General features: G+C 73.3%; 24 protein-coding genes and 1 tRNA gene. 12 read left to right on the top strand and 13 right to left on the bottom strand.

Going from position 1 to position 26,865, the window contains the following annotated elements:
- Positions 1 to 1,338: a hypothetical protein gene (locus ACW69E_RS10585; RefSeq protein ID WP_457497905.1), complete on the top strand. Its 1,338-nt coding sequence runs from the start codon at positions 1 to 3 to the stop codon at positions 1,336 to 1,338.
- A gap of 125 nt (positions 1,339 to 1,463) precedes the next feature.
- Here the strand turns inward: ACW69E_RS10585 and ACW69E_RS10590 are convergent, their stop codons facing one another.
- Complete coding sequence (locus tag ACW69E_RS10590; RefSeq protein ID WP_457497906.1) at positions 1,464 to 1,637, bottom strand: hypothetical protein; 174 nt, start codon at positions 1,635 to 1,637, stop codon at positions 1,464 to 1,466.
- Between the two features lie 56 nt (positions 1,638 to 1,693).
- Here ACW69E_RS10590 and ACW69E_RS10595 point away from each other — a divergent pair, with 56 nt between their 5' ends.
- Both ACW69E_RS10595 and ACW69E_RS10600 read left to right on the top strand, forming a co-directional pair.
- Positions 1,694 to 2,017, top strand: a complete 324-nt coding sequence (locus tag ACW69E_RS10595) for a lasso peptide biosynthesis B2 protein (RefSeq protein WP_457497907.1) — start codon at positions 1,694 to 1,696, stop codon at positions 2,015 to 2,017.
- Positions 2,014 to 2,556, top strand: coding sequence for a GNAT family N-acetyltransferase (locus ACW69E_RS10600; RefSeq protein WP_457497908.1), 543 nt, complete (start codon positions 2,014 to 2,016; stop codon positions 2,554 to 2,556). The genes ACW69E_RS10595 and ACW69E_RS10600 overlap by 4 nt, the downstream gene beginning before the upstream one ends.
- Positions 2,557 to 2,854: 298 nt before the next feature.
- On the opposite strand, the gene ACW69E_RS10605 is transcribed toward ACW69E_RS10600, so the two are convergent.
- The 5 genes from ACW69E_RS10605 to ACW69E_RS10625 form a co-directional block, all read right to left on the bottom strand.
- Positions 2,855 to 2,942 (bottom strand) — tRNA-Leu (locus ACW69E_RS10605).
- Between the two features lie 197 nt (positions 2,943 to 3,139).
- Positions 3,140 to 3,937, bottom strand: coding sequence for a hypothetical protein (locus ACW69E_RS10610; protein WP_457497909.1), 798 nt, complete (start codon positions 3,935 to 3,937; stop codon positions 3,140 to 3,142).
- Complete coding sequence (locus ACW69E_RS10615; protein ID WP_457497910.1) at positions 3,934 to 4,680, bottom strand: hypothetical protein; 747 nt, start codon at positions 4,678 to 4,680, stop codon at positions 3,934 to 3,936. Before ACW69E_RS10615 ends, ACW69E_RS10610 begins: the two co-directional genes overlap by 4 nt.
- A gap of 29 nt (positions 4,681 to 4,709) precedes the next feature.
- Positions 4,710 to 5,465, bottom strand: a complete 756-nt coding sequence (locus ACW69E_RS10620) for a hypothetical protein (protein ID WP_457497911.1) — start codon at positions 5,463 to 5,465, stop codon at positions 4,710 to 4,712.
- A 62-nt stretch (positions 5,466 to 5,527) separates the two neighbouring features.
- Complete coding sequence (locus ACW69E_RS10625) at positions 5,528 to 6,964, bottom strand: M1 family metallopeptidase (protein ID WP_457497912.1); 1,437 nt, start codon at positions 6,962 to 6,964, stop codon at positions 5,528 to 5,530.
- Positions 6,965 to 7,247: 283 nt separating this feature from the next.
- Between ACW69E_RS10625 and ACW69E_RS10630 the strand changes: the two genes are divergently transcribed.
- The 5 genes from ACW69E_RS10630 (at position 7,248) to ACW69E_RS10650 (ending at position 15,251) form a co-directional block, all read left to right on the top strand.
- Positions 7,248 to 9,503: a BTAD domain-containing putative transcriptional regulator gene (locus ACW69E_RS10630; protein WP_457497913.1), complete on the top strand. Its 2,256-nt coding sequence runs from the start codon at positions 7,248 to 7,250 to the stop codon at positions 9,501 to 9,503.
- A 105-nt stretch (positions 9,504 to 9,608) separates the two neighbouring features.
- A complete protein-coding gene (gene fdhD / locus ACW69E_RS10635) occupies positions 9,609 to 10,460 on the top strand; it encodes a formate dehydrogenase accessory sulfurtransferase FdhD (RefSeq protein WP_457497914.1) in 852 nt (283 codons plus the stop codon).
- A 301-nt stretch (positions 10,461 to 10,761) separates the two neighbouring features.
- Positions 10,762 to 12,588, top strand: a complete 1,827-nt coding sequence (locus ACW69E_RS10640; protein ID WP_457497981.1) for an AMP-dependent synthetase/ligase — start codon at positions 10,762 to 10,764, stop codon at positions 12,586 to 12,588.
- Positions 12,589 to 12,773: 185 nt separating this feature from the next.
- Positions 12,774 to 13,601, top strand: a complete 828-nt coding sequence (locus tag ACW69E_RS10645; RefSeq protein WP_457497915.1) for an aldo/keto reductase — start codon at positions 12,774 to 12,776, stop codon at positions 13,599 to 13,601.
- A 447-nt stretch (positions 13,602 to 14,048) separates the two neighbouring features.
- Positions 14,049 to 15,251 (top strand): S1 family peptidase, encoded by a 1,203-nt coding sequence (locus ACW69E_RS10650; protein WP_457497916.1) that lies wholly within the window; start codon positions 14,049 to 14,051, stop codon positions 15,249 to 15,251.
- Positions 15,252 to 15,325: 74 nt separating this feature from the next.
- Here ACW69E_RS10650 and ACW69E_RS10655 read toward each other — a convergent pair whose 3' ends face one another.
- A complete protein-coding gene (locus tag ACW69E_RS10655) occupies positions 15,326 to 15,634 on the bottom strand; it encodes a 4a-hydroxytetrahydrobiopterin dehydratase (protein ID WP_457497917.1) in 309 nt (102 codons plus the stop codon).
- 51 nt (positions 15,635 to 15,685) lie between these two features.
- On the opposite strand from ACW69E_RS10655, the gene ACW69E_RS10660 reads away from it, so the two are divergent.
- On the top strand, positions 15,686 to 16,507 hold the full coding sequence (locus tag ACW69E_RS10660; protein WP_457497918.1) for a helix-turn-helix domain-containing protein: 822 nt from the start codon (positions 15,686 to 15,688) through the stop codon (positions 16,505 to 16,507).
- 19 nt (positions 16,508 to 16,526) lie between these two features.
- On the opposite strand, the gene ACW69E_RS10665 is transcribed toward ACW69E_RS10660, so the two are convergent.
- Positions 16,527 to 16,970, bottom strand: a complete 444-nt coding sequence (locus ACW69E_RS10665) for a hypothetical protein (protein WP_457497919.1) — start codon at positions 16,968 to 16,970, stop codon at positions 16,527 to 16,529.
- A gap of 254 nt (positions 16,971 to 17,224) precedes the next feature.
- A complete protein-coding gene (locus ACW69E_RS10670) occupies positions 17,225 to 19,303 on the bottom strand; it encodes a phage holin family protein (RefSeq protein ID WP_457497982.1) in 2,079 nt (692 codons plus the stop codon).
- A 281-nt stretch (positions 19,304 to 19,584) separates the two neighbouring features.
- Here ACW69E_RS10670 and ACW69E_RS10675 point away from each other — a divergent pair, with 281 nt between their 5' ends.
- Both ACW69E_RS10675 and ACW69E_RS10680 read left to right on the top strand, forming a co-directional pair.
- Entirely contained in the window at positions 19,585 to 20,361 is a 777-nt protein-coding gene (locus ACW69E_RS10675; protein WP_457497920.1) for an MBL fold metallo-hydrolase, read from the top strand.
- A complete protein-coding gene (locus ACW69E_RS10680; protein WP_457497921.1) occupies positions 20,361 to 20,993 on the top strand; it encodes a DedA family protein in 633 nt (210 codons plus the stop codon). Before ACW69E_RS10675 ends, ACW69E_RS10680 begins: the two co-directional genes overlap by 1 nt.
- Here the strand turns inward: ACW69E_RS10680 and ACW69E_RS10685 are convergent.
- From ACW69E_RS10685 to ACW69E_RS10695, 3 genes are all read right to left on the bottom strand, one after another.
- The gene (locus ACW69E_RS10685) at positions 20,990 to 22,114 is read right to left on the bottom strand and encodes an MBL fold metallo-hydrolase (RefSeq protein ID WP_457497922.1); all 1,125 of its coding nucleotides are present in this window, start codon (positions 22,112 to 22,114) and stop codon (positions 20,990 to 20,992) included. The two genes, ACW69E_RS10680 and ACW69E_RS10685, sit on opposite strands and share 4 nt — an antisense overlap.
- Complete coding sequence (locus tag ACW69E_RS10690; protein WP_457497923.1) at positions 22,111 to 23,421, bottom strand: aminotransferase class I/II-fold pyridoxal phosphate-dependent enzyme; 1,311 nt, start codon at positions 23,419 to 23,421, stop codon at positions 22,111 to 22,113. Before ACW69E_RS10690 ends, ACW69E_RS10685 begins: the two co-directional genes overlap by 4 nt.
- 84 nt (positions 23,422 to 23,505) lie before the next feature.
- Positions 23,506 to 24,273, bottom strand: coding sequence for an ANTAR domain-containing response regulator (locus tag ACW69E_RS10695; protein ID WP_457497924.1), 768 nt, complete (start codon positions 24,271 to 24,273; stop codon positions 23,506 to 23,508).
- 269 nt (positions 24,274 to 24,542) lie between these two features.
- Between ACW69E_RS10695 and ACW69E_RS10700 the strand changes: the two genes are divergently transcribed.
- A complete protein-coding gene (locus ACW69E_RS10700) occupies positions 24,543 to 25,844 on the top strand; it encodes a PAS domain-containing protein (RefSeq protein ID WP_457497925.1) in 1,302 nt (433 codons plus the stop codon).
- Here ACW69E_RS10700 and ACW69E_RS10705 read toward each other — a convergent pair.
- Positions 25,820 to 26,689, bottom strand: a complete 870-nt coding sequence (locus tag ACW69E_RS10705; protein ID WP_206349687.1) for a SigB/SigF/SigG family RNA polymerase sigma factor — start codon at positions 26,687 to 26,689, stop codon at positions 25,820 to 25,822. The two genes, ACW69E_RS10700 and ACW69E_RS10705, sit on opposite strands and share 25 nt — an antisense overlap.
- Positions 26,690 to 26,865 lie beyond the last annotated feature (176 nt).

The following is a 26,865-nucleotide window of genomic DNA, read 5'->3' on the forward strand; positions in this document are numbered from 1 at the left end:
ATGGCGAGCGCCAAGGCATTCGTGCGAGTGCTGGACCACGGAACGGAAGTCGAGTCTGGAGTCCGCCGTCCGATTCGTCTTACTCCCGATGGGTATGCGGGCGTCGCATATGCGGGCTCCGTCTACCCACTCCGCCAGGGCGATCTCATCGACTTGGACGGATCGAGCTGGGAACTCGCAGACTGCGATCGTTTTCTGTTCGCCGGAACGGAGGTCCCGTACGCTCCCATTACCGGTGAACCGCTGGAGAAAGCCAGCGGCTTCGACATCGAGTGGCACCTCGAAACCAACCAGTATGGGCATTACGTCGTCTTCAACGCGTCGGAGCGCGTTGCCAGCAGCTTGGTGTCAGCGTTCGAGGACGCGAATCTCAGCATTCAGCGCTGGGACGTCAGCCATCGTCCAGCAGATGATGGCAACTTCTACGACTGGTTCGCGCGTCTTCGGTTCAAGGGCAGCCAAGCCGAAGCTCTTGCTCTCGTCGGGGCTGTCATCTCACCGCCGTCGCCCCTCGCTCCGGCTGCTCCAGTCACGGATCCGACTACCGCTCGACTCGCTGATGCCGAGGCTCGGATCGAGGAGCTGCTCAACCAGCTGTACGTCGCGACGCGCAAGGGCGAGGCGGCTGAACGCGAGCTCGCGAGACTCCGTCACGATCTTGCGAACGCCGAAGCGAGCGAGCATCGATACCGAGAATCCCTTGCCCTCGCAGAAGGACATCATTCAGATCTGCAAAAGCAACTCGCCGTGCTCCAACAAGGTCTGGGAGGCATGGCTGACACGGCAGAACTGGTGAAAAGTCTCGCTGACGCCGAGGAACTTCAAGAACTCGCTCTTGCCGAGAACTCCTCATTGCTGGAGCGTGTGCGAGTGGCCGACTCGGAGGCCGCAGAAAGCGGAGCACGCGCTGACGACTTGGCGGCGCAGGTAGAAGCACTCCTTGGGAGATTGTCGGAGCTTGAGGCGCTGGAGACTGAGCGATTTCGTGTCGCGACCGCGCAACGACCTCGGCGCGGGGGTGTCATTGAGTTCCTGCCTCAGGTGTTCAGCCGCCTCGAGTTCGTTCTCGATGCGGTCGATGTGATCGCCAACCTCGAATCGCCAGCATCCACGATGAGAGCACTTGCCGAGATTGACTCTGGGCGCCTCATCGGGAAGGATCTCGAGGGAATGCGTGGCTGGTATGAGGTGACGAAACTGGCGACGGGTATCGCGGGAAGAGATCGGCTTGGCCGCATCTACTATAAGCCGGACGGCCAAAGAGTGCTCATCAGTGTGCATATCAAACAGGATGACAAACGACAGAGACGACACATCGAGAGACTGCGGGCCTTCTGACTCCGGTTACCGACGCCTGCCCCCTTCCGGGTCGGTAGAGATCTCAGATGGTGACTGTTGCCTGGGTTTCGTGGTGCTCAGGTAGTGATTGGCTTCGTATTCGATGAGCGGGATGTGTGCCCTATCTAACCGTGGAGCCGGGTGCGGTTGTACCAGTCGCTCCATTCGGCGGTGGCCGGCTCGGCCTGGGAGATGGGTCTCCGGAGCCGCTGCGGTTTGATCACCTCGGTCGTGCCGATCCCGAGCTTCGTGGCGACCAATTTCATCGCGGCCCACTCGATGTCGTAATCGGTCCGCATCTCGGCGACCATGCGCGCCGCACGATGGCGCACCTCAAGCGAGTACGAGAAAGGACATGCCATGGCTCGCCCCTCTCAAAGGGTTGAGTCCCTACCGAACCCGGAACCATTCACACGCCGGTCTGGCAGTCCGGTCGGTCCGCTGGGCCGCGCGCCTGTTCCCCGCCCGTGTCGCATGCCTGGAAGAGTCCACGGCAGCCGCGCTCCTGCTGGCGATCGGCGGCCGTGGAGGAGCCTGGCGACACGGCGTCGCCACCGATCCGATACGCATGCACGCGTGGATCTGTGACGTTCACGGCCGGCCTGTCGAAGAACCGGACCAGACCGGTGACTACTCCCCCATCAACGGAACAGAACCAACGTCGAAGAGGTATCGATGACCGACCCGTACATCCTGCTCCCGGGCAAGCGCGTCAGCTTGGCCATGCCGGACCGCGACCACCTGCCCGACTACCACCGCTGGGAGAACGACCCCGGCACGATCCTGGGCTTCGGGACGCAGGTCCCTCAATCCTGGGAGGTCCGTGCCGGCGAGTGGGAAGCGGCCGGACGGAACCGGGACTTCCCCCAGTTCGAGGTGATCACCACCGAGGAGCGCACTCCGGTCGGTCTCACAACGCTCCAGATCGACTCAGCCGTACGGACCGCCGAGTACGTCATCCTGCTCGCACCGGAAGCCCGGGGCCAAGGGCTGGCCACAGAGGCAACGGCCCTGACGCTGCGGTGGGCGTTCGAGTACGCCGCCCTGCGGATGGTCTGGCTGAAGGTGCTGGAGCCGAATGCGGCGGGGCTCACCGCCTATGAGAAGGCCGGGTTCAAACCCGCCGGGCGCCTGCGGCAGTCCGGCTACTGGCGCGGTCGGCCCTGCGATGAACTCCTGATGGACGCGGTAGCCGAAGAATTCCACGCTGCCCCCTGACGTGACGAACTGATCCCGGAGCCCGGCGGGCTTCCCGCTGCCGGGCTGCCGGGGGCTGGCGTCCGGCTTCCGCGCCCCTGTGCGTCCTTCCCAAGTGCTCTCACCGAAGTGGCACGCGACCATGAGGCAGGCGCCCTCACGTTCCGCTCCGACATGGCCATGGGACAGCTCATGGACGGGCGGCTTGCCAAGCACCGGGGCGAGGACACCACGAGGGAGGTACACGAAGAGGAGCGAAGGAGCTGGTCACGCCACAGCCGGAAGAACAGAAAAGCCCCAGATCGACTGGGGCTTCCACTGGTGTCCGAGGGGGGACTTGAACCCCCACGCCCGATAAAGGGCACTAGCACCTCAAGCTAGCGCGTCTGCCATTCCGCCACCCGGACCGGTGTGCGACCCGCGGCCTTCCGGCCGCGGCGACGGGGAACACCATACCAAGTTTTCGCGGTGCCTCTCACATGCATAAGCCGTGGTCCGGCGGGGTGCGGGGAGATCGCGCGGGCTCTCACCGCAGGTGAGAAACCGCGTACGCCCGGACACCACCGGCCCGCCTCCGGGCCGGTGGTGTCCGGGCGGTGGAAGGTCAGCAGCGCGGGACCACGGGGTCGGCGGAGCCCGTGTAGACGAACGCGTCACTGATCCAGGAACCGCTGGTGAGCCTGTTCCACAGGTTCGAGCTGCCCCAGGGACCCACGTGGGTGGTGCCGAGGGAGTAGCAGCTGATCCGGACGGTGTCGGCGTCCTGGACCCGGCCGACGGCGGAGTAACCGGTCCCCGGGCCGGAGCGCAGGTTGACGTAGCCGGTGCCGTCGCCGGTGCGCACCGTGTAGGTGTTGTTGCCGGACGGGGCGTTGACGCCGGCCTCGGCCTCGCTCCAGTACGCCTGGTAGGCGCCGGTGTTGTAGGTGGTCCACGGAGTGAAGCCGCCGCTCCAGCCGTAGATCCGGTAGGCCGCGTCGGCGTTGCACTGCAAGTCGTAGGCGCACGCGTCGGAGACGTCGGAGTGGTAGCAGTCGTTGATCTGCCACGCGCCCCGGTCCGCCGATCCGTAGGGGCAGCCGGTGGTCGGGCCGTTGTATCCCGTGGCTCCCGGGGTGCAGCCGGACTCGGCCAGGGCGATCGCCACGGCGAGCACCAGCTGGTTGCCCCGCCACCCCGCCGCGCGCCCCGCCCCGGCGCAGCTGATCGAGCGGGTCGTGGCGGTGGCGCCCACCTCCCGGGCGGCCGGGCCTGCGGAGTCGGCCGGAGCGCCGACGCTGGCGGGCGCGTCCTGCCCGCCGCGGGGAGTGGCGGCGGCCGTGGAGGCGAACGCGCCGAACAGGGTCAGTGCCACCACCGCCACCGCGGTCAGCAGTCGGCGCGGGACGGGGAGCCGGCTCACCTCTCACCGCCCTTGTCCGCCTCGGAGGCGCCCTTGACGGAGTGGACGGACGCCGAGAGGTCGGGGGCCTTCACCGTCGGGAGCAGACCGATCCCCTCGGTGAGCAGGCCCCTGCGGAACGTCTGGTCGTCCAGGTGCCCGGCACGGACGAGGACGGCGGTGGACACGGTCGCACCACGCCGGTCCGCGTCGAACATGATCTCCGCAGGGGCGGTGGCGGCCTGGACCCCGGCGCCCAGTACGCGGTCGGCGGTCCGCTCGTCGAGGATGTGCACCCATGTGCGGTACGGGGTGGGGTCCTCGGTGACGCCGGGGCCCACGATCGTGGTGCGCTCGACGCTCTCCGGCAGCCGTACCGAAGGGCAGGTGTCGGCGGCGGCGACGGCGGCCCGCGCCGGCGGTGCGCCGAACGCCGCCTCCCAGTCGGGGTGTTTCTGCACCTGTGCGAGTCCGGAGACCAGTTCGGCGCGGGCCTGCCGGGGGTTGTCGAGCTCTCCGGTGGTGCTCACGCAGAGCCGGAAGTCCTCGCGGGTGCTGACCAGCAGTCCGCCTTCCAGGGTCAGCTCGGCGTGGGCGGGTGAGGCGCTCTGGGCGACGAAGCCGCCCGCCAGTGCGAGCACCCCGGCCATGGCCGCCAGGTGGAGGGCCGCCTTCCTCCGGCTGTTGCTCCTGGTGTTCCTCCGGCTGTTCCCCCTGTCACCGCTCTCGCTGTTCGTCCTGCTGTCGCGCAGTCGTCGAAGCATGTCGAATCCCACTTCCGCTCGGCCGGAGGTCAGACGCCGTTCATCACGGTGACGACGGAGTTGTAGTCGTAGCTGCTGGGCCACCAGTTCTGCCAGTTCGTGCAGCCGTAGGTGTAGCTGCCGTGCATGATGCTCGGGGTGTGGCAGTCACCGTCCCAGCGCGGGTCGAGCAGGCCCCAGGAGTGCCCGGTCTCGTGGTTGATGAAGGCGCGTCCGCGGTTGTCGAGCTGACCGCCGGAGCTGTCGACCAGGTAGATGACGTTCCAGCGGTAGTCGGTGTGTCCGTAGGCGGAGTTGTAGACGGGGTTCTGGTCCACGGCGCAGTTGTAGTAGCCGTAGCTGCCGCCGCACACGCTGCTCCAGTCGGCTGCGTAGTGGTACTCCATCTCGATGCCGGCCCGCTCGGCCGAGGGGTAGGAGGTGCAGGGGTTGGGGGCCAGCCACATGTCGATCCGGTAGTCGCCGGTGCCGTCCCAGTCGCGGTCGCCCTGGCCGGTGAGGGTGTTCTGCAGGAAGTTCGTGGCCTGGCTGTGCGTCAGGTAGGAACTGGAGTGCACCTGGCCGCAGTACTGCTCGTCGTACGTGCCGGGTCCGCCGGAGTTCACGGTGTTGTAGTGCATGTTGTGCAGATGGCTCTGGGTGGAACCGGTGTGGTAATGGGACGCCTGCGCCGCCGGGGCGAGCAGTGCGGCCAGCAGGGCCATGACGGCCGCCCAGCCGAGTCTGGTCCACAAGGGCGCGAAGCGCCCTTTGCGGTGTGCGCGGTGTCCGCGGTCAGATGTCATCTGGTCTCCTCTCGTCGTGCCTTCGGGGTTCTCCCGGGTCGTCCCGGGCGGTTCGGTCGCGGTCAGCCGCGGTCGCTGCGCCAGCGCTGCCACAGCGGGTCCAGGTCGGTGCGGCTGTGCTCCTGCACCGTCTGCCGGAACTCGGCGGGCTCGACCACGCCGTACCGGTTGCGGGCCATCAGGTCGCTCAGCGCCAGGCGCAGTCCCTCGGCGCCGACGGTGGCGCGCACGTCGTGGAGCATGCACACGCCCTGGTGGTAGACGGTGGGGACGTATTCGGCGTAATTACCGGCGAAGTAGTCCATGCCGGCGTCGACCCGGGCGGAGGCCGACGGCCAGCCGCTCACCGGGCTGCAGTCGCGCCGGCGGTTCAGGTACAGGTCGGTGGCGAACTGGGCCACCGACTCGTCGAGCCAGGGATGGTGGTACTGGTCGTTTCCGGCCATGCCGTACCACCACTGGTGGGCCGTCTCGTGGGCGGCGACGGATCCGGTGGGTTCGGTGAGGACGAATCCCGGGTACTCCATGCCGCCGCCCTGCGGGGTGAACGCGCCGCTGATGACGGCGTCCAGTTCTCCGTGGGCGTAGGCGCCGTAGCTGTCGGAGAAGAAGTCGACGGCGCCGCCCACCGTCGCGGTCACCGACCGCGCCTGCGCCGAGGTGACGTCGGGCGTGGCCCAGCCGCGCACCGTGACCCCGGTGCGGGTGACCGCGGTGACCTCGCGGAACGGTCCGGCGGCGAAGGCGAAGTCTCTGACCCGGGGCGCGTGGATCCGGGTGACGGTGCGGCCGTCGGCGCTCTGGGTGCTCTGGACGGTTCCGGTGGCCGGGACGGCGAGGGCGCTGGGGTGGTCGAGGGTGACGGTGAAGTCCGCGGTCAGGGAGAAGAAGCTCTCCCCGAAGCTGCCGCCCTCGGGAACGTACGGCGGCAGGTGCCAGCCGCCGGCGTCCCTCACGGCCAGGACGGGTACGGCGTTGCCCAGGTAGGAGAAGTCGCCGACCCTGCCGAACCGCTGGTGCTGGTAGGGCACGTCGATGGCGAGGTGGAAGGAGATCTCCGTGGCGTCGCCGGGGGCCAGCGGGGCGGGCAGGTCCACGGGCAGGGCCGTGCAGTCCTGGGCGAGGGGGCCGGGCGTCCCTCCGGTCACCCCGGTGACCCGTATCGGGTCGGTCGCCGCGCAGCCGTGGATGCCGTTGCTCCACAGGCGCAGCCAGATCCGGTCCAGGGGCGTGCCCCCGGTGTTGGTGAAGGCGATGTGCTGGGTGCCGCGCCACTGGTCGCCCGCGGTGTTGCCGCTGAGTTCCAGCCAGTGGTGGGCCTGGGCCGGTGTGCGCTGGGGGCCGGGTGAGGTGGCCGGTCCCGGCTCGGGCCGCGGCGGGGGTGCGGGGGCCGGGGAGGCGGGCGCGGTCGTGGTGGCCGCGAGGGTGAGCAGCAGTCCGAGGACACCGAGGACGCGGCGGAGCCGCGGCCCTCGGGCGCGGGCGCTCGTCGCGGTCACGGCGCGTCCGGCCCGGTCGGCGGTGACGGTAACGGCGACGGTGGGAGATCTGTCACGGTGACGGCTCGCTTTCGTCGGGGAACCGGCCGCGGCCCGGGCATGCGCGGATTCGCCCTCTACGCATGGCGCGGGCACGACATCTACGCTCAGAGCGTGGCGCCCGGCGATGAAACGAGAGTGAAACCACGCGTCCGACCCGTGACCTGGGGGCAGTCCCCCGTCACAGCCGTGTCGGAGAGGGGAGCGACGCGCCGTGATCGGCTACGAGGAGACTCCGTTGGTCGTGCGTGAGACGACCCGGTGCAGGCACGCGATCGACAGTGGCGACTTCCCCGAAGCCGTCGCCCTGCTGAAGAACCTCGCCAAGCCGCTGTGCGACCGCGGCGAGGCGCACACCTTCGTCGGGCTGGTGGAGCGGATCCCGTCGCATCTCAGCGCGGACGACATCGAACTGGCGCTGCGCACCGGGGAGGCCTGGACCGAGTTGGCGCAATGGCAGCGGGCGGCGCTCTGCTACGAGCGGGCGCACCGGCTCGCCGAGCGCGCCGGCCACCCGAACGAACGCGCCCGGGTGCTGACCGCGCAGGGCGTCCTGAGCTGGTACCGCGGGGACATCCCCGGCGCCGGGCGGCTTCTCGAGGCCGCCCGGCGGCTGCTCGCGGACACCGACGAGGAGCACCGCGACTGGGACGAGTTACGGGAGGGGCTGGCGCTGGTCCACAGCGGGCAGGGGCGGCTGGACGAGGCCGAGGGGCTGTTGCGAAGGCAGCTGCGCGTGTTCCAGCTCCGAGCGGACGCCGAAGGACAGCGGCACGTGCTGGCCAACACCGCCCTTCTCGTCGCCCTGCGGCGGGGGGACTTCGACAACGCCGGGGCGCTGCTGCGCGAGGCGGTCGACATCGCCCGGCAGCACGGCCTGCGCCTGGGCCTGGCCCGTACGCACAACTGCCTGGCCTTCGTGCTCAACTGGAGCGGGCAGCACGCCGAGGCCCTGGACCACGCCCAGTGGGCGCTGCGCCACAGTGGCAGTCCGCCCGTCTCCCACATCGTCGGCTTCGCCCAGTACAACCGTGCCGTCGCCCTGCTCCACCAGGGCGACACGGAGGCCGCGCACGACGCCTGCCGGCGCTCCCTGCGGGAGCTGGACTCCGGATGCTCCTCGCTTCTGGGCGCCGACGTGCTGATGGCCCAGGCGGAAGTGGAGGCCTCCCGCAGCCTGCTGAGCGCGGCCCGCACCGCGCGCTCGGCGGTGGACGTGGCACGGATGCAGCAGGACCTGTGGACGCTGGCGGTCCATCTCGTCGCCTACGCGGGGCTCGCCGACCCGGCGAACGCGAGGGCGGCTCTGGAGGAGGCCGGCGTCCTCCTCGAACGCTACGGCGACCCGCACCAGCAGCTGCGGTGGAGGCTGGCGGCCGCCGCCCTCGCCCACGCCGAGGGCGACCGGGGCGCGCTGTGCGAACACGTCGGCCACCTACTCACCCAGATGTGCCACTATCCGGGGCTGACCGCTTCCATCACCGAACGGCTCGGGGGGCTGCTGCCCGCCGCGATCGAGCACGGGGCCGCCACCCTGCCGCTCCCGGACCCGCTGGGAACGGCCTGGGCCCAGGCGTTCGCTCCCCTGGCCGCGGATCTGCTCGCCTCACCCGACGAGCGGGTCCGCGAATGGGCGGTCAGGGCGCTCGGCAGACAGCGGGAGGCGTGGGCGTACGAGCTGCTCGCCGGCCACCGGGACCCCACCGCAAGGATCCGCGGCATGGCCGCCGAGGCGATCTCCGACGCCGGGCACCAGCCCCTGCCCGAGATCGGCCTGCGCTGCCTGGGCGGTTCAGAAGTGCGCCTGTCCGGGGTGCTCGTACTCCCCGAACGCTGGAGTTCTCTGCACGCGCAGCTCATCCTCTTCCGCCTCGCGCACACCGGCGGTGCCACCCGCGACGAACTCATCGAGCTCCTGTGGCCCGGCGAGGACCCGGCCAGGACCGAGGCCCGGCTGCGCACCACGATACGGCTCCTGCGCTCGGCGCTGCGCCCGGCCTGGCACCCCAGGGCCGACTACATCACCCACCGCGCCGGGCGCTACGGCCTCTCGCCCGGGGTACGGGTCACCAGTGACGTACAGCGATTCGAGCACTGGGTCGACCGCGCCCGCCGGCAGGAGGGGGCGCCGCGCTGGCAGTCCTGCGAGCAGGCGGTCGCCTGTTACCGCGGCCCCTTCCTGCCCGACTGGCACCAGGAGTGGGCCCACCGCGAGCGGGAACGGCTCACCGGACGGTGGCTGTGGGCGCTGGAGGAGCACGGGAGCGCGCTGCTGGCCACGGACCGTGCCGAGGAGGCCGAGGAACGGGCCCGCCAGGTCATTGCCGTGGACGAGCTGCGCGAGCGGGCCTGGCGCGTCCTGCTGCACGCCCTCGACCGCCAGGGGCGCAGGGCCGAGGCGGTCCGCAGCTACCGGCAGTTGCAGGAACTGCTCCACGACCTCCTGGGGACGGTCCCGGCGCCGGCGACCCGCCGGCTCGCCGGACGCCTCACCGGCTGAGCCTCCCGGCGCCCGGGGGACCGTCGGCGGCGCACAATGGGACCTCGGGCCCGGCCCGAGGAGCCGCGGCCGTACAGCACCACTTCGAGACGGGACTGATCTTCCATGGGCCGAGTCACCGAACGCCGCCGCGTCGTCCGTCTGCGCGACGGTGCGGTGAGCGAGCGCCCGGACACCCTGGTGGCCGAGGAGCCGCTGGAGATCCGCCTGAACGGCAGGCCGCTGGCGGTCACCATGCGCACGCCCGGCGACGACTTCGCCCTGGCCGCCGGTTTCCTGGTCAGCGAGGGGGTACTGGGCGGCCCGGAGGAGCTGGCGAACATCGTCTACTGCGCCGGCGCCACCGAGCAGGCCGACGGCACCACCCGCAACAGCTACAACGTCGTCGACGTGCGCCTGGCCCCCGGGGTGACCGTTCCCGACATCACCCTGGAGCGCAACGTCTACACCACCTCCTCGTGCGGGCTGTGCGGCAAGGCCGGCCTGGACGCGGTGCGCACCACCGCCCGCTGGCCCATCACGGGGGATCTCCCCCCGCTGGAGCCGGAGGTGCTGGCCGCGCTGCCCGGCCGGCTGCGCGCGGCCCAGCGGGTGTTCGACCGCACCGGCGGCCTGCACGCGGCCGCCCTGTTCTCCCCGGAGGGGGAGCTGCTGGACCTGCGCGAGGACGTCGGGCGCCACAACGCCGTCGACAAGCTCGTCGGGCGCGCCCTGACCCGGGGGGAGCTGCCGCTGTCGCGCGCGGTGCTGCTGGTGTCGGGGCGCGCCTCGTTCGAGCTGGCGCAGAAGGCGGTGATGGCCGGGGTGCCCGTGCTGGCGGCCGTCTCCGCCCCGTCCTCCCTGGCCGTCGATCTGGCCGCCGAGACGGGGCTGACCCTGGTCGGCTTCCTGCGGGGGGCGTCGATGAACGTCTACGCCGGCGAGCACCGCGTCGCGCTCGGCGTCCGGCGGGCCTGACGGCGGCGGGACGGGCGGGCGCGGGACCGGGGCGGGAAGCGGCGCGCGGGACGGGCAGGCGGGTGGGGCAGGCCCGGGAGCCGGCGCCCCGGCGGCCACGTCCCACCGCACAAGAGGGGGATCCGCGCGGGAGATCCGGTGGAGGGGACCGGGATGAACGGTGACGGCCCGGTACGGGCGTCCCGAAGTGACCGTATTCACCCCGCCGGGCCGCATCACCTCCCTTCCTGGGCGCGTCTCGGATCCGATACGGTCACCTCGCTGTGAGTCCCCCATGGCACAGCGCGACGAGGAGCGGCACGTGCGCGAGTTCACCGTCCCGGCCCTGGCGACGGAGCCTCAGATCGGAGGTCTGGCCGACGCCGTCTTCGACCGCGCCGACGCCGACCCTCACCAGGTGGTGATGGCGCGCAAGGACGCCTCCGGCACCTGGCGGGACGTGACCGCCGCGGAGTTCCGCGACCAGGTGCTGGCGCTGGCCAAGGGGCTGCTCGCCGAGGGCGTGCGTTTCGGCGACCGGGTGGCGATCATGTCGCGCACCCGCTATGAGTGGACGCTGTTCGACTTCGCCCTGTGGTCCGTCGGCGCCCAGCCGGTGCCGGTCTACCCCACCTCCTCGGCCGAGCAGGTCCACTGGATGCTGCACGACGCGGAGGTGACGGCCGCCGTCGTGGAGCACGAGGACCACGCGATGACCGTCGGCTCGGTCATCGACCGGCTGCCGAGCCTGAAGCGGCTGTGGCAGCTCGATGCGGGCGCCGAGGGGGCGCTGGCCGCCGCCGGGGCGCACCTCCACGCCGACGTGGTGCACCGCCACCGGCTCGCGCTGACCCCGGACACCCCCGCCACCGTCCTGTACACCTCCGGCACCACCGGCCGCCCCAAGGGCTGTGTGCTGACCCACGGCAACTTCATGGCCGAGTGCGACAACCTCGTCCGGCGCTACGAGGCCCTCTTCCCCGACGGGGACGGCAAGCATGCCTCCACCCTGCTCTTCCTCCCCCTCGCGCACGTCTTCGGGCGGATGATCGAGGTCGGGGCGGTGCGCGCCGGGGTCAGGCTCGGCCACCAGCCCAGCATGACCGCCGCCGCCCTCCTGCCCGACCTGGCGGCCTTCCGGCCCACCTTCGTGCTGGCCGTGCCCTACATCTTCGAGCGGATCTTCCACGCCGCGCGGCGCAGGGCCGAGGCGGAGGGGAGGCTGGAGGTGTTCGACAAGGCGGTGGACGTCGCCGTCCGCTACGCCGAGGCGATGGAGGAGAAGGCCTTCGGGACCGGGCGCGGCCCCGGTCCGGCACTGCGGATGCAGCACGGCTTCTTCGACAGGACCGTCTACTCCCGGCTGCGTGCCGCCCTCGGCGGCCGCTGCCGGCACGCGATGTCGGGCGGCTCGGCGATGGAGCGGCGCCTGGGGTTGTTCTACGACGGCGCCGGCATCCGCGTCTTCGAGGGGTACGGACTGACGGAGACCACCGCCGCGGCCACCGCCAATCCGCCCGAGCGGACCCGTTTCGGCACCGTCGGCCTCCCCATCCCCGGCACCACGGTGCACATCGCCGAGGACGGCGAGGTGTGGCTGCGCGGCGGCCAGGTCTTCGCCGGCTACCTGAACAACGCCCGCGCCACCAACGAGGTGCTGCACAACGGCTGGTTCGCCACCGGCGACCTCGGCTCGCTGGACGAGGACGGCTATCTGACGCTCACCGGGCGGAAGAAGGACGTCCTGGTGACCTCCGGCGGCAAGACCGTCTCGCCGACGCTGCTGGAGGACCGGGTACGGGCGCACCCGCTGGTGGCGCAGTGCGTCGTGGTCGGCAACGACCGGCCCTACGTCGCCGCGCTGGTCACCCTCGACGAGGACGCCGTGCACCACTGGCTGACCATGCGCAACAAGCCGCACCTGGACCCGGCCGAGCTGGTGCGCGACCCCGAGCTGGAGGCCGAGGTCAGACGGGCGGTGGCGGCCGCCAACACGCAGGTCTCCCAGGCCGAGTCGATCCGCACCTTCCGGATACTGGGGTCGCGGTTCACCGAGGAGGAGGGGCTGCTCACCCCCTCGCTGAAGCTGCGGCGCAAGGTCGTGGAGAAGACGTACTCGGTCGAGATCGACGCCCTCTACCGGACCTGAGCGGGGCGGGCGGGGCCAGGTGGGACGGGGGGCCGGGTCCGGGGTCGTACGGCGGGGTGCGCGGGGGCGCAGAGGGGTATGGCGGAGTGCGACGGGGTGCGGCGAGGCGGGAATGACAACGCTGCCATGATCGTTGGGACCCCGGGTACACGTGTCGCCAACCGACTGACAAGGACCGATCGCTCGTGAGCAACGTTCCCAACATCATCCTCAACAACGGCGTCCGGATGCCGCAGCTCGGCTTCGGCGTGTGGCAGGTGCCGGACGAGGAGGCCACCGCCACCGTCGGGCACGCACTCGCCTCGGGCTACCGCAGCATCGACACGGCCGCGATCTACCAGAACGAGAAGGGCACCGGGAAGGCCATCGCCGAGTCCGGGCTGCCGCGCGAAGAGCTCTTCGTGACCACCAAGGTCTGGAACAACGACCAGGGCCGCGACACCACGCTGCGCGCCTTCGACGCCTCGCTGGAACGTCTGGGCCTGGACTACGTCGACCTCTACCTCATCCACTGGCCCGCGCCGAAGCAGGACCGGTACGTCGAGACGTGGAAGGCGCTGGAGGAGATCCACGCCGACGGCCGGGCCAAGGCCATCGGTGTGTCCAACTTCAAGCCCACCCACCTGCGGCGGCTGATGGAGGAGACCGAGATCGTCCCCGCCGTCAACCAGATCGAGCTGCATCCCAACTTCCCGCAGGCCGAGTCCCGCGCCTTCCACGCCGAGCACGGCATCGCCACCGAGGCCTGGTCGCCGCTGGGCCAGGGCAAGGGGCTGCTGGAGGACCCGGTGATCGCCGAGCTCGCCCGCAAGCACGGCCGCACCCCCGCCCAGGTGGTGCTGCGCTGGCACCTCCAGGCCGGGAACGTGGTGATCCCCAAGTCCGCCACTCCCTCCCGGATCGAGGAGAACATCGACGTGTTCTCCTTCGTCCTGGACGACGACGACATGACGGGCCTGTCCACCCTGGACAACGGCACCCGGCTGGGCCCCGACCCCGACGAGATGGGCTGAGGCGGCACCGGCTCCCCTCTCCCCCGCACCGCGGCCCCCGGCGTCCCTCCCCGCGGACGCCGGGGGCCGCGGTGCGGACAGCGGTGTGACGGTCAGCCGGGGGCCCGTGCCCCTTCGGCTGACTCCTCGGCGAGGGCCCCCGCGCCCGGTTCCGGCGCGGGGGCCTTTTTCGTTGTGGTCGCGGTGAACTCGCAGGCCCGGAAACGCAGTTGCGAAGCCGCGGTTGAGGGTCCGCGCCCATGAGCCCGGCAGCCGTGAAACCGCTGCCACCAACCGGTGCCTCCCCTGTGATCATCCGTGAAGGTCTCGTGCCCGCTTCCCCTCGGTGTCCGATATGCGACACCTGCACACCGCGAAACGTCTAGCTTGACAGGCGCACGCCACCCTCGTGGAACACGGGCGTGCCGTTCACCCCCACCCTCTTCCCCCCACAACAGAGGAGAACGAATGCGCCACAGCCGTGGTATCGCGACCGGTGCGGCACTGGCCGCCACCGCACTCGCCCTGACCGCCCTGCCCTCCCTGGCCGGCGCGGTCACGTCGTCCCCCACCGACACCCCCGCCAAGACCGCTGCCGGGACCACCCTCACCGCCGACGCCCTCCGCGCCGCCGAGGAGATGCCCGCCGGCGCGCTGAAGGCCATGCAGCGCGACTTCGGCATAACCGCCGAGCAGGCCCGCGAGCGCGTCGCGAACGAGCACCGCGCGGGCGAACTCGCCCCCGCCCTCGCCGAGGACCTCGCCGACAGCTTCGCCGGCGCCTGGACCGCCGGCGACACCTCCACCCTCACCGTCGCCACCACCGACGCCTCCAAGGCCTCCGCCATCACCGAGGCGGGCGCCCGCGCCAAGGTCGTCGAGCACGGCATGGACGAGCTCAAGTCCGCCAAGGCCGCGCTGGACCGGGCCGCCCGGAAGAACGCCACCACCGCCGCGCCGGTGTGGTACGTCGACGTCAGGACCAACTCCGTCGTCGTCCGCGCCTCCGACACCGCCAAGGCCCGCGCCTTCGCCGAGGCCGCCGGAGCCGACACCGGCCTGGTGCGCGTGGTGAAGTCCGCCGAGCGGCCCCGTCCGCTGTACGACCTGCGCGGCGGCGAGGCCTACTACATCAACGGATCCGGCCGCTGCTCGATCGGCTTCCCCGTCACCAAGGGCAGCCAGCAGGGCTTCGTCACCGCCGGCCACTGCGGCACCAGCGGCAGCTCCACCACCGGCTACAACCAGGCCGCCCAGGGCACCTTCCAGGGCTCGTCCTTCCCCGGCAACGACTACGCCTGGGTCGCGACCAACTCCAACTGGACCGCCACCCCGTACGTGAAGACCTCCAGCGGCAGCGTCCAGGTCGCCGGCTCCACCCAGGCCACCGTCGGCGCCTCCGTGTGCCGCTCCGGCTCCACCACCGGCTGGCACTGCGGCACCATCCAGCAGCACAACACCAGTGTCACCTACCCCGAGGGCACCATCACCGGCGTGACCCGGACCACCGTGTGCGCCGAGCCCGGCGACTCCGGCGGCTCCTACATCTCCGGCAACCAGGCCCAGGGTGTCACCTCCGGCGGCTCCGGCAACTGCTCCTCCGGCGGCACCACCTACTACCAGCCGGTCAACGAGATCCTCTCCGCCTACGGGCTCACCCTCAAGCGGTAACCCGCCACCGCGACACGAACGGAAGCCGCCGCCCGGCCGGGCGGCGGCTTCCGCCGTACACGCGACACGCGGGGCTACGGGCGCGCGCCGTGCGAGGGGGCGATCTCCTCGATCCGCCGCGCCAGACCCACGTCCAGCTCCGTCACCTTCCCGCCCACGCTGTGGGTGTTCACCGACACCCCCACCGAGTCATAGCCCAGCAGCAGATCCGCGTGATGGTTCATCTCCTCCTGGATCCGCGCGACATGGAGCACCATCACCGCGGCCGGGAAGTGCCCGGCGAAGGAGTACGTCCTCCTCAGCCGGTCCTCGGCGAACTCCCAGCCGGGCAGCTCCGCCAGCGCGGTATCGATCTCCTGCGGGGTCAGCGGTCGGGGCGCCATGACACGAAATCTCACTTCCCGTGGACGACCCTCCCAGCCTAGGGTCGCGGCATGGGATCCGCTGCGGCCGACACGGGCACGGGGACGAGCAGACCGGCGAACGGGGCGGGGCCCCTGCTGCGGCACTGGCGGGAGCGCGCCGGGCTCAGCCAGCTCGAACTGGCCCTGCGCGCCGACTCCTCCGCCAGGCACATCAGCTTCGTCGAGACCGGGCGCACCCGTCCCAGCCCCGAGATGGTGCTCCGGCTGGCCGAGCACCTCGACGTCCCCGTGCGCGAGCGCAACGCGCTGCTGCTGGCCGCCGGACACGCCCCGCACTACCCCGAGACCCCCGTGGACGACCCCTCACTGGCCGCCCTGCGCGATGGCCTGGAGCGGATGCTGACGGCGTACGACCCCTTCCCCGCCCTGGTGGTCGACGGCCACTACGAGGTGGTGGCCGCCAACCGCGGCATCGCCGCCCTGCTGGAGGGCGTGGCGGAACACCTCCTGCGCCCCCCGCTGAACGCCATGCGCCTGACCCTCCACCCCGACGGCCTGGCCCCCCGCATCCGCAACCTCCCCCAGTGGCGTGAACACCTGCTGGAACAGATGCGGCGGCAGCTCGCACTGCTGCGGTCGGCGCCGCTGCGCGAGCTGTACGAGGAGGTGGCCGCCCACCCGCTGCCCGGGAAGGACTGCGAACGGCTGGAGGCCGCGAGCCCCTTCGCCCTGCCGCTGGTGATCGAGCACCAAGGGCACGTCCTGTCGTTCTTCTCCACCATCACCACCTTCAACACTCCCGTGGACGTGACCGTCTCCGAGCTGGCGATGGAGACCTTCGTCCCGGCCGACCCCGAGACGGCGGCCCTGCTGCCGAAGCTGCTCGGCTAGCCGGCCGGTCCCGAGCCGATCACGACCGGCCGGGAGTACGGAGCACCGCGCGGAGCGCCAGGTGCTGGGCCGCCGCCAGGGCGGCGACCACCGCGGCCTGCAGCGGGATCCACACCCACCCCGCGGTGGACGGCTCCAGCACGCCGGCGGCGAGGACGGCGGCGCCGGCCAGCGCCCACAGCAGGTTCCCCTCCACCACCGCACGCACCCAGGGCGCGGGCGGAACGGGCCGGCTCGCCAGGAAGCCGACCCCGGCGCCGTACAGCAGCAGGAAGGCTCCGGCGCCCAGCAGCAGGCCGGCGTCCACCCCCAGCAGCCGTGCGAGGAAGCCGGACAGGGCCAGGTAGGCGGCGGCGTTGGTGAGGGTGACCACCGCGTCCAGGGCGAGGAGCCGCCGCAGCAGGGGCAGCGCGGGGCGGGCGGGCCGGGCGGTGCGGAAGGTCTCGGGCGAGGTGGCGGACATGGCGGATCGGCCTCCGTGGTCTCGGGTGCGGTGCTGGTGCGCCGTGGGCGCGGTGCGGAACGCTCCGGCCGTACGCACGGGCCACGGGCCGGAGGCCGGGTTCCGGCCGGAGCGCGCCGGCCGGAACCCGGTGTCCTCACCCTGCCGCCGGTCCGCGCGGGGGTCGATTACCGCTGAGGTAATACAAGACGCTTGGCACACTTTTTTGGATCCGGTGGACTCGACCGCACGGCCGGGCGGTCGGGCCGGCCCGGTCAGCGCAGGGGCGCGCGGGCCGGGATGAAGGGCGCGGTCACCGCCTGGGCGGCCTGGGCCTCGTCCAGCCAGCCGCGCAGCACCCGGTGGACCTGCTCCGCGCCGACCGGCTCGCCGTCCGCGTCCGGCGGGGACAGCAGGCGCGGGTAGAGGATGAACGCCCGGGACTGCTCGCCGCCCAGGCCGCCGTGGGAGCCGATCTGCTCCTCGAAGGCGTGGACGGCGCCGGTGGCCGGGTCGAGGGCCGAGTTGACCATGATGTCGGCGGCGTGCGGGAAGCGCGCGGTGCGCCGCACCAGGGCGGCGGCGCGGGGGCCGTAGGGCTTCAGGGGGTCCTCGCCGGTGATCTCGCCGGTGTCCAGGCGGTGTTCGCTCTCCCCGGGGCCGAGCACCACCGGTCCGTGGCACTCGGTGTCCACCAGCAGGAAGCCGATGCCGGGGTGGTTGGCGAGGGTGCGCAGCAGGGCGGGGTGGCGGCGGTCGATCTCCTCGCGGGTGGCCCGCCCGGGGATGCCGGGGAAGGAGATCAGCCCGAGGTTGCCCGAGCCGAGCACCACCGGGTCGGAGGTGGGGGCGGGCCAGTGGGGTTCGGCACCGTGCCCGTCCTCGGGCCGGTGCAGGGCGGCGCGGGCGGCGGCGCGGGCCTCGGCGCCGCTGGCCGTGTGCCGGGCCCGCCGGGAGACCGGCAGCCCGCATCCGGCGCGGACCAGGTCCTCCAGGGTGAGCCCGTAGTGGGAGGCGAAGGTCTCGCCGGGGCTCTGCCCGTGGTCGGACAGGAGCACCAGGCGGTAGGGCCGGGGGGCCTGGGCGGCGACCTTGGCGATCAGGCCGACGGACCGGTCCAGGCGCCGCAGCACCTGGTGGGTGTCGCGGCCGCGCGGCCCGGAGTGGTGGGCCACCTCGTCGTAGGCGACGAGGTCGGCGTAGACGGCGGTGCGCCCGCTGAGGATGTCGCCGAGGACGGAGGCGACCACCACGTCCCGCTGGACGACGGTGGCGAAGGCCCGGATGAACGGGTAGAGCCCGCCGCGCGGCACCCGCGGGCTGTCCCCGCGCAGCCTGGCCCGGGTGGACTGGACGAGCTCGCGGACGACCTCGGCCACGAAGGAGGCGGCCGTGCGGGTGGCGTTGGCGGGGTCGGAGAAGTACGCGAAGTACCCGGCGCGCGACCGGTTGTGGCGGCCGCGCCGGGCGGAGACGGAGAGCACCAGGGCCACCTGGGCGGCCCCGCCGCTGAAGAGGTTGCCGCGGCTGGCGCCGTCGTGGGCGAGCAGTCCGGGCTCGCCGCTGTGCTCGGCGGCGCGGCGCTGGAGCCGGGCGGCGCTGGAGGGCCGGTTGCTGATCACCACCTCGCCGGTCTCCTTCTCGTACCAGCGGAAGGCGGGCACGTCCTCGTTGGAGCCGTGCAGGATGCCGAGCTGGCTGGCGCCGGTCTGGCTGGACCAGTCGGTGTGCCAGGGGACGAGGCGGTGGGTGTCGCGGAGCATGGCGGCGATGTTCGGCATCAGCGGTTCGCCGCCGGCGGGGGCGCGGGCCGCGTCGCGCAGTACGTCGTGGCCGATCCCGTCGAGCTGGAGGAAGACGGTGCCGGGGGTGGCGGGCATCCGGCGGCGCCCGGAGCGGCGCCAGCGGCGGTCGGCGAGCCGGGCCAGGCGCCGCCGGTAGGCCCGGTCGTCGCGGACGGCCAGGAAGGTGTTGGCCGCCGAGGAGGCGGCGGACATCGCGGCGGCGACGACCACGGCGGTCTGCGGGTCGGCCTCGCCCCGGTAGTCGGGCAGGAGGGCGAGTGCCAGCCACAGCAGCGAGCCGTTGAGGAAGAACACCAGCAGGCCCAGCACCAGGGCGGGCACCAGCAGCAGGGCTCTGACCAGCACGGGCCACACCAGTGCGCTGAGCAGGCCGAAGGCGCCGGCCCCGAGGGCGGCGGTGACCCCGATGCTGGTGGCGCTGTCGCCGTCGGCGGACTGGAGCCGGAAGTCGGGGAGCACGCCGGCCAGCACCAGCATGGTGAGGGTGCTCACCGCCCACACCACCAGGACGCGCAGCACCGCGCCGCCCGCCCTGCGCCAGGCCGCCATCCGCACGCCGTCCGCCTTTCCTCCTCCGGGGCCCGGACCGGTTCCGCACCGGTCCAGCACCGGCCCCGGCCGGCCCCTGCCGTCCGCGTTCTCCGCGCCGGGGACATCCATGCTCCCCCCGCGCCGGAAACCGCCGCACCCGGTCCGGCACGTCCCACTTTTCCACAGCGCCTCCCGGTGCCGGGGGCGCGTCCGGTCTCTTCGCGAAGGCTCCCTGAAGCGCGCAGGTGTGATGAGAGGATCGGTACGGGGAATGGGCGAGCGGAGGGAAGGAGGGTCCGGTGCCCGCGGAGATCACGTGGTGGGGCCATGCCACGACGACGGTGCGCGACCGCGGCGTGACGGTGCTCACCGACCCGGTGTTCGTCCGGCGGCTGGCCCACCTGCGCAGGCGGCGCGGACAGCCGCCGCCGGAGTCGGCGGCGCGGGTGGATCTGGTGGTGGTCTCCCATCTGCACGCCGACCATCTGCATCTGCCCTCCCTGGCCCGGCTGGCGCCCGGTACCCGGGTGGTGGTGCCGCGCGGCGCGCTCGCCTCGGTGGCGGGGCTGCGGCGGCTGGCGGGGCGGCTGCGGATCGAGGAGGTGGACGTGGGCGAGCGGGTGCGGGCCGGGGATGTGACCGTCCGCGCGGTGCCCGCGGAGCACGACGGTCGGCGGCTGCCGTACGGGCCGCACCGGGCGCCCGCCCTGGGCTATGTGGTCGAGGGGGATTCCCGGACGTACTTCGCCGGTGACACGGGGCTGTTCGACTCCATGGCGGAGGCGGTCGGCCCGGTGGACGCGGCGCTGCTGCCCGTGGGCGGCTGGGGGCCGAAGCTGGGCGACGGGCACATGAACGCGCGCCGGGCCGCCGAGGCGCTGGCCCGGCTGGGGGCGCCACTGGCGGTGCCGGTGCACTACGGGACGTACTGGCCGATCGGTCTGGACGCGGTCCGGCCGCACGAGTTCCACTCCCCCGGTGACGAGTTCGCGCGGCTGGCGGCGCGTTCGGCCCCCGCCGCGGCGGTGCACCGGCTGGGGCACGGCGAGAGCGTACGGCTGGAGGCGGCGGGGTGATGGACGCACTGCTGGGCGCGGTGCGGGAGATACCGGGTCAGGTGGCGCCCGGCGCGGTGGGCTATCCGTCGCTGTTCCTGCTGGTGGCGTTCGGCGCGCTGGTGCCGGTGGTGCCGACGGGTGCGCTGGTCAGCGCGGCGTCGGCGGTGGCGTTCCACCGCAGTCCTCCGGCCCTTCCGCTGCTGCTGGTGTTCGCCGTCGCCTCGCTGGCGGCGTTCCTGGGTGATCTGCTGCTGTACTGGCTCGGGCGGCGCGGCGGTCACTCCAGGAACGGGGCGCGCTGGCTGGAGCGGATGCGCGGGCGGGCCGAGCCGGAACGGCTGGAGGCCTCGCGGCGGAAGCTGGACGAGCACGGCGTGACGGTGCTCGTCCTCTCCCGGCTGGTGCCGGCCGGGCGGATCCCGGTGATGGTGGCCTGCCTGCTGTCGCGGGTGCCGGTGCGGCAGTTCGTGCGCGGTGCCGCACCGGCCTGCCTGGTGTGGACGGCGACCTACCAGCTGATCGGGATCCTGGGCGGGTCGCTGTTCCCCGAGCCGTGGCAGGGCGTGGCCGCGGCGGTCGGCCTGACGCTGCTGGTCGGGGCGGCGCCCTCGGTGTGGCGGCGGCTGCGCCCGGCGCGGGTTCCGCGCTAGAGGGACCGGGCGCCGGGGTCCAGGCCGAGGCCGGGGTCCGGGTGCGAGTGCGAGTGCGGGTCCGGCTGTCCCAGGACCCTGGAGGCCCCGACCGGCAGGTCCCACAGATCCTCGCGCGGACGTCCGGCCGCGGCCCAGGCGGCCCGTACCCGGCTCAGCGGCTCCAGCGGCGGCTCGGCCGAGAGCAGGAAGGTGGCCCAGTGCATGGGGGCCATGCGGCGGGCGCCGAGGTCCAGGCAGGCATGTACGGCCTCCTCCGGGTCGGTGTGCACCGGGCGGAGCATCCGGCGCGGCGCGTACGCGCCGATCGGCAGCAGGGCGAGGTCGATGCCGGGGTAGCGGTGGCCGATCTCGGTGAACCAGTGGCCGTAGCCGGTGTCGCCGGCGAAGTGGATCCGCTGCCCGTGGCGGTCGGTGAGCACCCAGCCGCCCCACAGCGAGCGGCAGGTGTCGGTGAGGGTGCGCCGGGACCAGTGGTGGGCGGGGACGAAGTCGAAGCGGACGGTGCCGCCGCCCGGGGAGGGCAGTTCGGCCGCCTCCCACCAGTCCAGTTCGGTGACGGATGTGAAGCGGCGCCTGCGGCACCAGGCGCCGAGCCCGGCGGGGACGAACAGGGGGGTGTCGCGCGGCAGGCGCCTGAGGGTGGGGGCGTCGAGGTGGTCGTAGTGGTTGTGGGAGATCACCACGGCGTCGACGGGCGGCAGATCCTCCCAGGGGACTCCGACCGGGGTGACCCGCGCCGGGGTGCCCAGGATCCGGCGGGACCAGACGGGGTCGGTCAGGACGGTGAGGCCGCCGATGCGCACCACCCAGCTGGCGTGACCGGCCCAGGTGACGGCGGCGGTGGCGGCGTCGACCGGCGGCAGGGGGGCCGGTTCGCAGGGCAGCAGGGGAACCTCGCGCAGCGCAGCGGGGTCGGGGCGCGTGCTGCCCTCCCGGGCTATGCGGGACAGGGAGCGCAGGCCGGGCAGGGGTTCGGTGAGCCGGTCGGCGAAGGTCGCCGGCCAGGTGCGCCGCTCGCCCAGCGGACGGGGCTCGGGCAGGGCTGGGGGCCGCCGGGGGGAGCCGGCGGCGGGGGCGTCGAGAACGGCCTGTGCGGGCTTGTCCGTCTGCTCGGTCATGCGGGGCTCCCATCTGCGTCCGGGGCTGCGTCCGGGGGTGTCACGGGGCGGGGGGTCGCCGGACCCGCGGCCGCCGGCTCCCGCAGGGCCGCTTCCAGCCGCTCCGGCGGCACGTCGGTCGACAGGCGCGCCCGCAGGGCGTGCGGGTCGTCGCCGAAGCGGTGGCCGCCCAGCGCGTACGGGCCGAGCCCGCGCACCAGTTCCGCCTCCAGCCGGGGGGCGTCCTCGATGCCGCGGGCGGCCAGCGCGGGGCGCAACGCCTCGAAGTCGGGGTAGAGGTGGCGTCCGGCGTGCGGTGGGCGGCAGACCGCGCCGGCGCCGGTCAGGATGCGGTGGAGTTCGGCGGCGCGGGCGGCGTGGGCCCGGTTGCCGGCGGCGCGGCGCGCGCGCAGCGGTTCCGCCTCGCCCAGCGCCTCGGCGGCGGCGGTGGCGTCGCGGCCGCGGGGGCGGGCGTGCAGGGCGGTCAGGGCGGCGCGGGTGCGCTCGCCCAGCTCCCGTCCGCGCGCGGTGGCCGGCAGGCGGGCCACGCCCACGGCGGTGCCCGGCCCGAAGGCGGGCTCCGGGTCGGCGCCGAGGTCGACGAGGACCACGACGCAGTCGTGGTCACCGCCCTCGTCGCCGCTCCTGTCGCCGCCGCCGTTCACGGCGGTGCGGGCGTGGGCGTGGAGGGCGCCGGCGTGGGTGCCCGCGCCGGTGAGGCGGGCCGACCGGTGCAGGATCTCGGCGGGGCTGACGATCACCGTGTCACGGGGGTCGTGGGAGGTGTCGCGCCAGCTCTCGTCGCTGATGATCAGCAGGTCCTCCTGGACGGCCGCCTCGCACACCTCGTGCAGCAGCTCGGGCGGCGCGGCCGTCCCGGTCAGCCCGTCGGCCACGGACAGCAGCAGCACCCGCGGGTCCCCGCCGGCCGCGCGGGCCCGGCCCACGGTCTCCAGCAGCGCGAAGGGGTCGGGCACTCCGCCGCACTCGGCCGGCACGGGCACGGGGTGCAGCGGCCGGCCGAGCAGTCGTGCCTGGTCGGCGTGCCAGGCCGGGCCCGGCCTGGGCAGCACCACCCCGCCGCCGTCCGTGCGGGCCTCCCCCTGCCCGCGCCCGTGTCCGGGCGTGTGTCCGGGCGCGGCCGCGGCGAGCAGTGCCAGCAGGAGCAGAGGCGCGGTGGGGGCCGCCACGACCTGTCCGGGCTCGGTGGGCAGACCTCGCCGCCCCCAGTAGCCGCAGGCCGCCTCGGCCACGGCGCCGTGGACGCCGTACCGGTCCGGCGCGGTCACGGCCGCGGGGGTGGGGCCGTCGGGTCGGGTCTGCTGCATCCGTGCCTCCGCCGTGTCCGGGGGCGGCCCGCCGGCCGCCCTGTGTGGTTCCGCCGCTGTCCTCCGGCCCTCCCGCCGGACCGGTCAGTGCCGCCGGGACAGCTCCGAGAAGCGCTGGATTTCCCGCTCCATGCCGTGGCCCCGGGTGCGCACCAGGGCACCGGCCAGGTCGGAGAGCTTGCGGTTGGTGTGCTGCGAGATCCCGCGCAGCAGGGCGAACGCCTCCTGTGCGTCGCAGCCGAGCACGTGCATCACGATCCCGCACGCCTGGTCCACGACGGGTCTGCTGCGCAACGCACCCCTGAGCTGCTCCGCCTCCGCCAGCGCCGCGCGGTGGCGGAGGTCGCGGGCCAGCCCGGTGGCGGCCAGGTCGCCCAGGAGCGCCGCCGGGCAGCGGACGGTCTCCTCCAGCGGGCGGGGGTGGAAGCCGTGGACGGTGACGGTGAGGGTGAGGCCGTCCCGGCGGTACGGCAGGGCGGCGCCGGAGCGCAGCCCCATCTCCAGCGCCCTGGCGCGGTAGCCGGGCCAGCGGTCGTCCAGCAGCAGGTCCCCGGAGCCGGCGGGGCGTCCGGTGCGCAGGGCCTGCGGCACGGGACCGTCCCCGTCCTCCCACTGGACGGCGACGAGCTCGGACAGGTCCGGATGGGTGACGGCGGTGGTGCCCTCGGCCGGATCGCCACCGGTGTGGGCGGTGGCGGTGGCGCCGCAGCACCCCGGGGTGGAGCGGACGACCTGTTCGGCCAGCCGGGCGAGGCCGCGGGCGGGGGAGGCGGCGTCGAGCGCCGGATCCGGCTCCGGTCCCGGGCACATCGGAGCGGGCTCGGACGGCATCGCGTCGCATCGGTCCGGCATGGCGCTGTCCGGTCCTTTCCTCATGTTCTGCGGCCGGTCGCGGCCGGCTCCCCGAACATCCGGTCGCGTGGGATCGGCTGCCCCGCGCGGCGGCCGGGAAACGGCCGGTGCGCCGAGCGGCTCCGGGCGGGCGCGGGCCGCCCGGGGACCACAGCCGCGCGGCCCGCCGCAGCACCTTCCCAGCACATGATCCCAACAAAGAGTGATGAGTAGTATTTTTTCTGTGCAACCGACAGGACCTCCGGCTGCCCGCGGGTTACGTTGAGGACATGGCGCAGGCGGAGGAGTTCGGAGGCGAGCTGGCGGACTTCCGCCGACGGGTGGAGGAACTGCTGTCGGCGCCCGCCCTGCCGGAGGCCGACCGGCTCCCCGCCCTGGAGGCCGCGCTCCTGGAGCTGCGGCACGCGGCCGAGGTGCTGTGGCCGCGCTACGAGGAGCTGGCCGCCGAACGGCACCGCGGCGGCCCGGAGGAGCACCACGAGCACCGGCTGCTGCGCATCCTGTTCCAGCGGCTGCCGGTGGCGGTGGCCCTGCTGGACCGGGACACGGTGGTACGGCGCTGCAACCCCGCCGCCGGGCAGGTGCTGGGGGTACGGGCCGGATACGCCACCGGGCGGGCGCTGACCGGTTCCCTGGCCCACGAATCCCGGGCGGCCTTCCGCTCCCAGGTGGCGGCCGTGGCCCGCGGCGAGGGCGACCGCGGCCTGACCGTCCGTCTGCCGGGCCCGTCGAGGCAGGGCGGTACCGCGCTGCGGGCCACCCTGACCGCGCTGCGCCCCCCGCACGAGCCGGGGGCGATCGTCCTGGCCGTGCTCCAGCCGACAGTGCCCGGCACGCCCGCCGGGCGCGGCCCCGCCGGGCCGGCCGCGGCGGTCGAGCGCGGGGAGTCCCGCCCCGACCCGTCCGAGGCCGCCCGCGGCGCCGGGCTGATGGACCTGCTGGACGGGACGACGGCGGCGCTGCTCGGGGCCGACTCCCCCAAGGAGGTGCCGCAGCGGGTGGCGGAGGCGCTCTACGGCCGGTTCGCCGACTGGGTGGTCGTCGACACCGCCGTGCCCGGCGGCGCGCTGCGCCGCGCCGCAGTCCTGGCCCCGGCCGGGCGGCTGCGCGACGCGGTCGCCGGGCAGGATCCGTCCTCCTGGCCGCCGGTGGCGGACGCGGTGCGGCACGGCGGCACGACGCTGCGGGTGCGGCCCGAGGACCCCGGGCTCCTGGGCCGGGACGCCGCCGGGGCCCCCGTTCTGGTGCGGGCCGAGGTGGGCTCGCTGCTGTGCGTGCCGCTGTCCGACGGCGCGGGAGGCCCGGTGCTCGGCGCGCTGACGCTGCTGCGCACCGGCGGCCGGCGTGCCTTCGGGCTGGCGGAGGCCGGTGCCGTGGAGCGGATCGCGCGGCATGTCGCCCTCGCCCTGCGCGGGCCCCCGGGCACGCGTGTGCCGCGCCCGCGCGGCTGCGCGGACGCGGCACAGGCGTGGAGGGCCGGGCAGGGGGCGCCGGGGGTGTGTGCGGGGCGCGCCGCCGGCATCTCGCCTCACCCGGCGGCGGCGCGTCAGGCGGCCCGGGAGCCCGCGTAGACGCGCTCGCGCTCCCGCTCCCCCTCCGGAGCGGCCTGCTCCCGCTCCAGGTCCGCCTCGACCTCGGCGTGCAGGCGGTTGCAGGTGCGGCTGATCAGCCGGGAGACGTGCATCTGGGAGATGCCGAGCTGCTCGGCGATCCGGCTCTGGGTCATGTCGCAGAAGAAACGCAGGTAGAGGATCTTGCGCTCGCGCTCGGGCAGGTTGCGCAGCCGGGGCTTGAGCGACTCGCGGTAGACGACGAGGTCGAAGCCGGGCTCGGCACTGCCGAGGGTGTCCACCAGCGCGTAGCCGTCGTCGGCGCCGGGCAGCTCGGCGTCCAGGGAGAGGGTGCTGTAGCTCTCCAGGGCCTCGGAGCCGATGCGCACCTCCTCCTCCGTCAGCCCGCTGTGTTCCGCTATCTCCTTGACGCCGGGGGTGCGGCCGTCGAGGGAGTGGCTGAGCTGGCGGCTGGAGGCGCGTACGCGGTTGCGCAGCTCCTGCACCCGCCGCGGCACGTGCAGGCCCCACATGTGGTCGCGGAAGTGCCGCTTGATCTCGCCGACGATGGTCGGCACCGCGAAGCTCTCGAACGCGCTGCCGCGCGCCGGGTCGTAGCGGGTGACGGCCTTCACCAGGCCGAGGGCGGCCACCTGCTCCAGGTCCTCCAGGGACTCGCCGCGGTTGCGGAAGTGCCGGGCGAGGCGCTCGGCCATCGGCATCCAGGCCCGCACCACCCGCTGCCGCAGCTCCTCGCGCTCCGGGCCGTCCGGAAGCTCGGCGATGCGCTGGAACTCGGCGGTGGTGTCGGGGGCGTCGTCGTGCGGGTGCCGCGCGTGCTTTGCTCGTGCTCGTACGGGGGTCATGTGCGGTCTCTCCCGAACTGTGGACTGTGGCTCTGTGGGGGTTACCGCGGGACCGGGCACAGGTGGACCGGGGCCGAAACACCCGGGGCGGGGAATGTCACCGCTCCCGCGGATGTGCCTGCGGTCCGAAGCACGAGGGTTCGGATGCCCGGGGCCCATCCCTTCAAACGGTGTTT

The organism is Streptomyces sp. SS8 (assembly GCF_054072955.1).

Excerpts from the sequence above, each read along its gene's own strand:
- ACW69E_RS10585 (WP_457497905.1), top strand. The coding sequence starts at position 1 with ATGGCGAGCGCCAAGGCATTCGTGCGAGTGCTGGACCACGGAACGGAA.
- ACW69E_RS10590 (WP_457497906.1), bottom strand. The coding sequence starts at position 1,637 with ATGCGGACCGATTACGACATCGAGTGGGCCGCGATGAAATTGGTCGCC.
- ACW69E_RS10595 (WP_457497907.1), top strand. The coding sequence starts at position 1,694 with ATGCCATGGCTCGCCCCTCTCAAAGGGTTGAGTCCCTACCGAACCCGG.
- ACW69E_RS10600 (WP_457497908.1), top strand. The coding sequence starts at position 2,014 with ATGACCGACCCGTACATCCTGCTCCCGGGCAAGCGCGTCAGCTTGGCC.
- ACW69E_RS10615 (WP_457497910.1), bottom strand. The coding sequence starts at position 4,680 with ATGCTTCGACGACTGCGCGACAGCAGGACGAACAGCGAGAGCGGTGAC.
- ACW69E_RS10620 (WP_457497911.1), bottom strand. The coding sequence starts at position 5,465 with ATGACATCTGACCGCGGACACCGCGCACACCGCAAAGGGCGCTTCGCG.
- fdhD (WP_457497914.1), top strand. The coding sequence starts at position 9,609 with ATGGGCCGAGTCACCGAACGCCGCCGCGTCGTCCGTCTGCGCGACGGT.
- ACW69E_RS10650 (WP_457497916.1), top strand. The coding sequence starts at position 14,049 with ATGCGCCACAGCCGTGGTATCGCGACCGGTGCGGCACTGGCCGCCACC.
- ACW69E_RS10655 (WP_457497917.1), bottom strand. The coding sequence starts at position 15,634 with ATGGCGCCCCGACCGCTGACCCCGCAGGAGATCGATACCGCGCTGGCG.
- ACW69E_RS10660 (WP_457497918.1), top strand. The coding sequence starts at position 15,686 with ATGGGATCCGCTGCGGCCGACACGGGCACGGGGACGAGCAGACCGGCG.
- ACW69E_RS10665 (WP_457497919.1), bottom strand. The coding sequence starts at position 16,970 with ATGTCCGCCACCTCGCCCGAGACCTTCCGCACCGCCCGGCCCGCCCGC.
- ACW69E_RS10670 (WP_457497982.1), bottom strand. The coding sequence starts at position 19,303 with ATGGCGGCCTGGCGCAGGGCGGGCGGCGCGGTGCTGCGCGTCCTGGTG.
- ACW69E_RS10680 (WP_457497921.1), top strand. The coding sequence starts at position 20,361 with ATGGACGCACTGCTGGGCGCGGTGCGGGAGATACCGGGTCAGGTGGCG.
- ACW69E_RS10685 (WP_457497922.1), bottom strand. The coding sequence starts at position 22,114 with ATGACCGAGCAGACGGACAAGCCCGCACAGGCCGTTCTCGACGCCCCC.
- ACW69E_RS10690 (WP_457497923.1), bottom strand. The coding sequence starts at position 23,421 with ATGCAGCAGACCCGACCCGACGGCCCCACCCCCGCGGCCGTGACCGCG.
- ACW69E_RS10695 (WP_457497924.1), bottom strand. The coding sequence starts at position 24,273 with ATGCCGGACCGATGCGACGCGATGCCGTCCGAGCCCGCTCCGATGTGC.
- ACW69E_RS10700 (WP_457497925.1), top strand. The coding sequence starts at position 24,543 with ATGGCGCAGGCGGAGGAGTTCGGAGGCGAGCTGGCGGACTTCCGCCGA.
- ACW69E_RS10705 (WP_206349687.1), bottom strand. The coding sequence starts at position 26,689 with ATGACCCCCGTACGAGCACGAGCAAAGCACGCGCGGCACCCGCACGAC.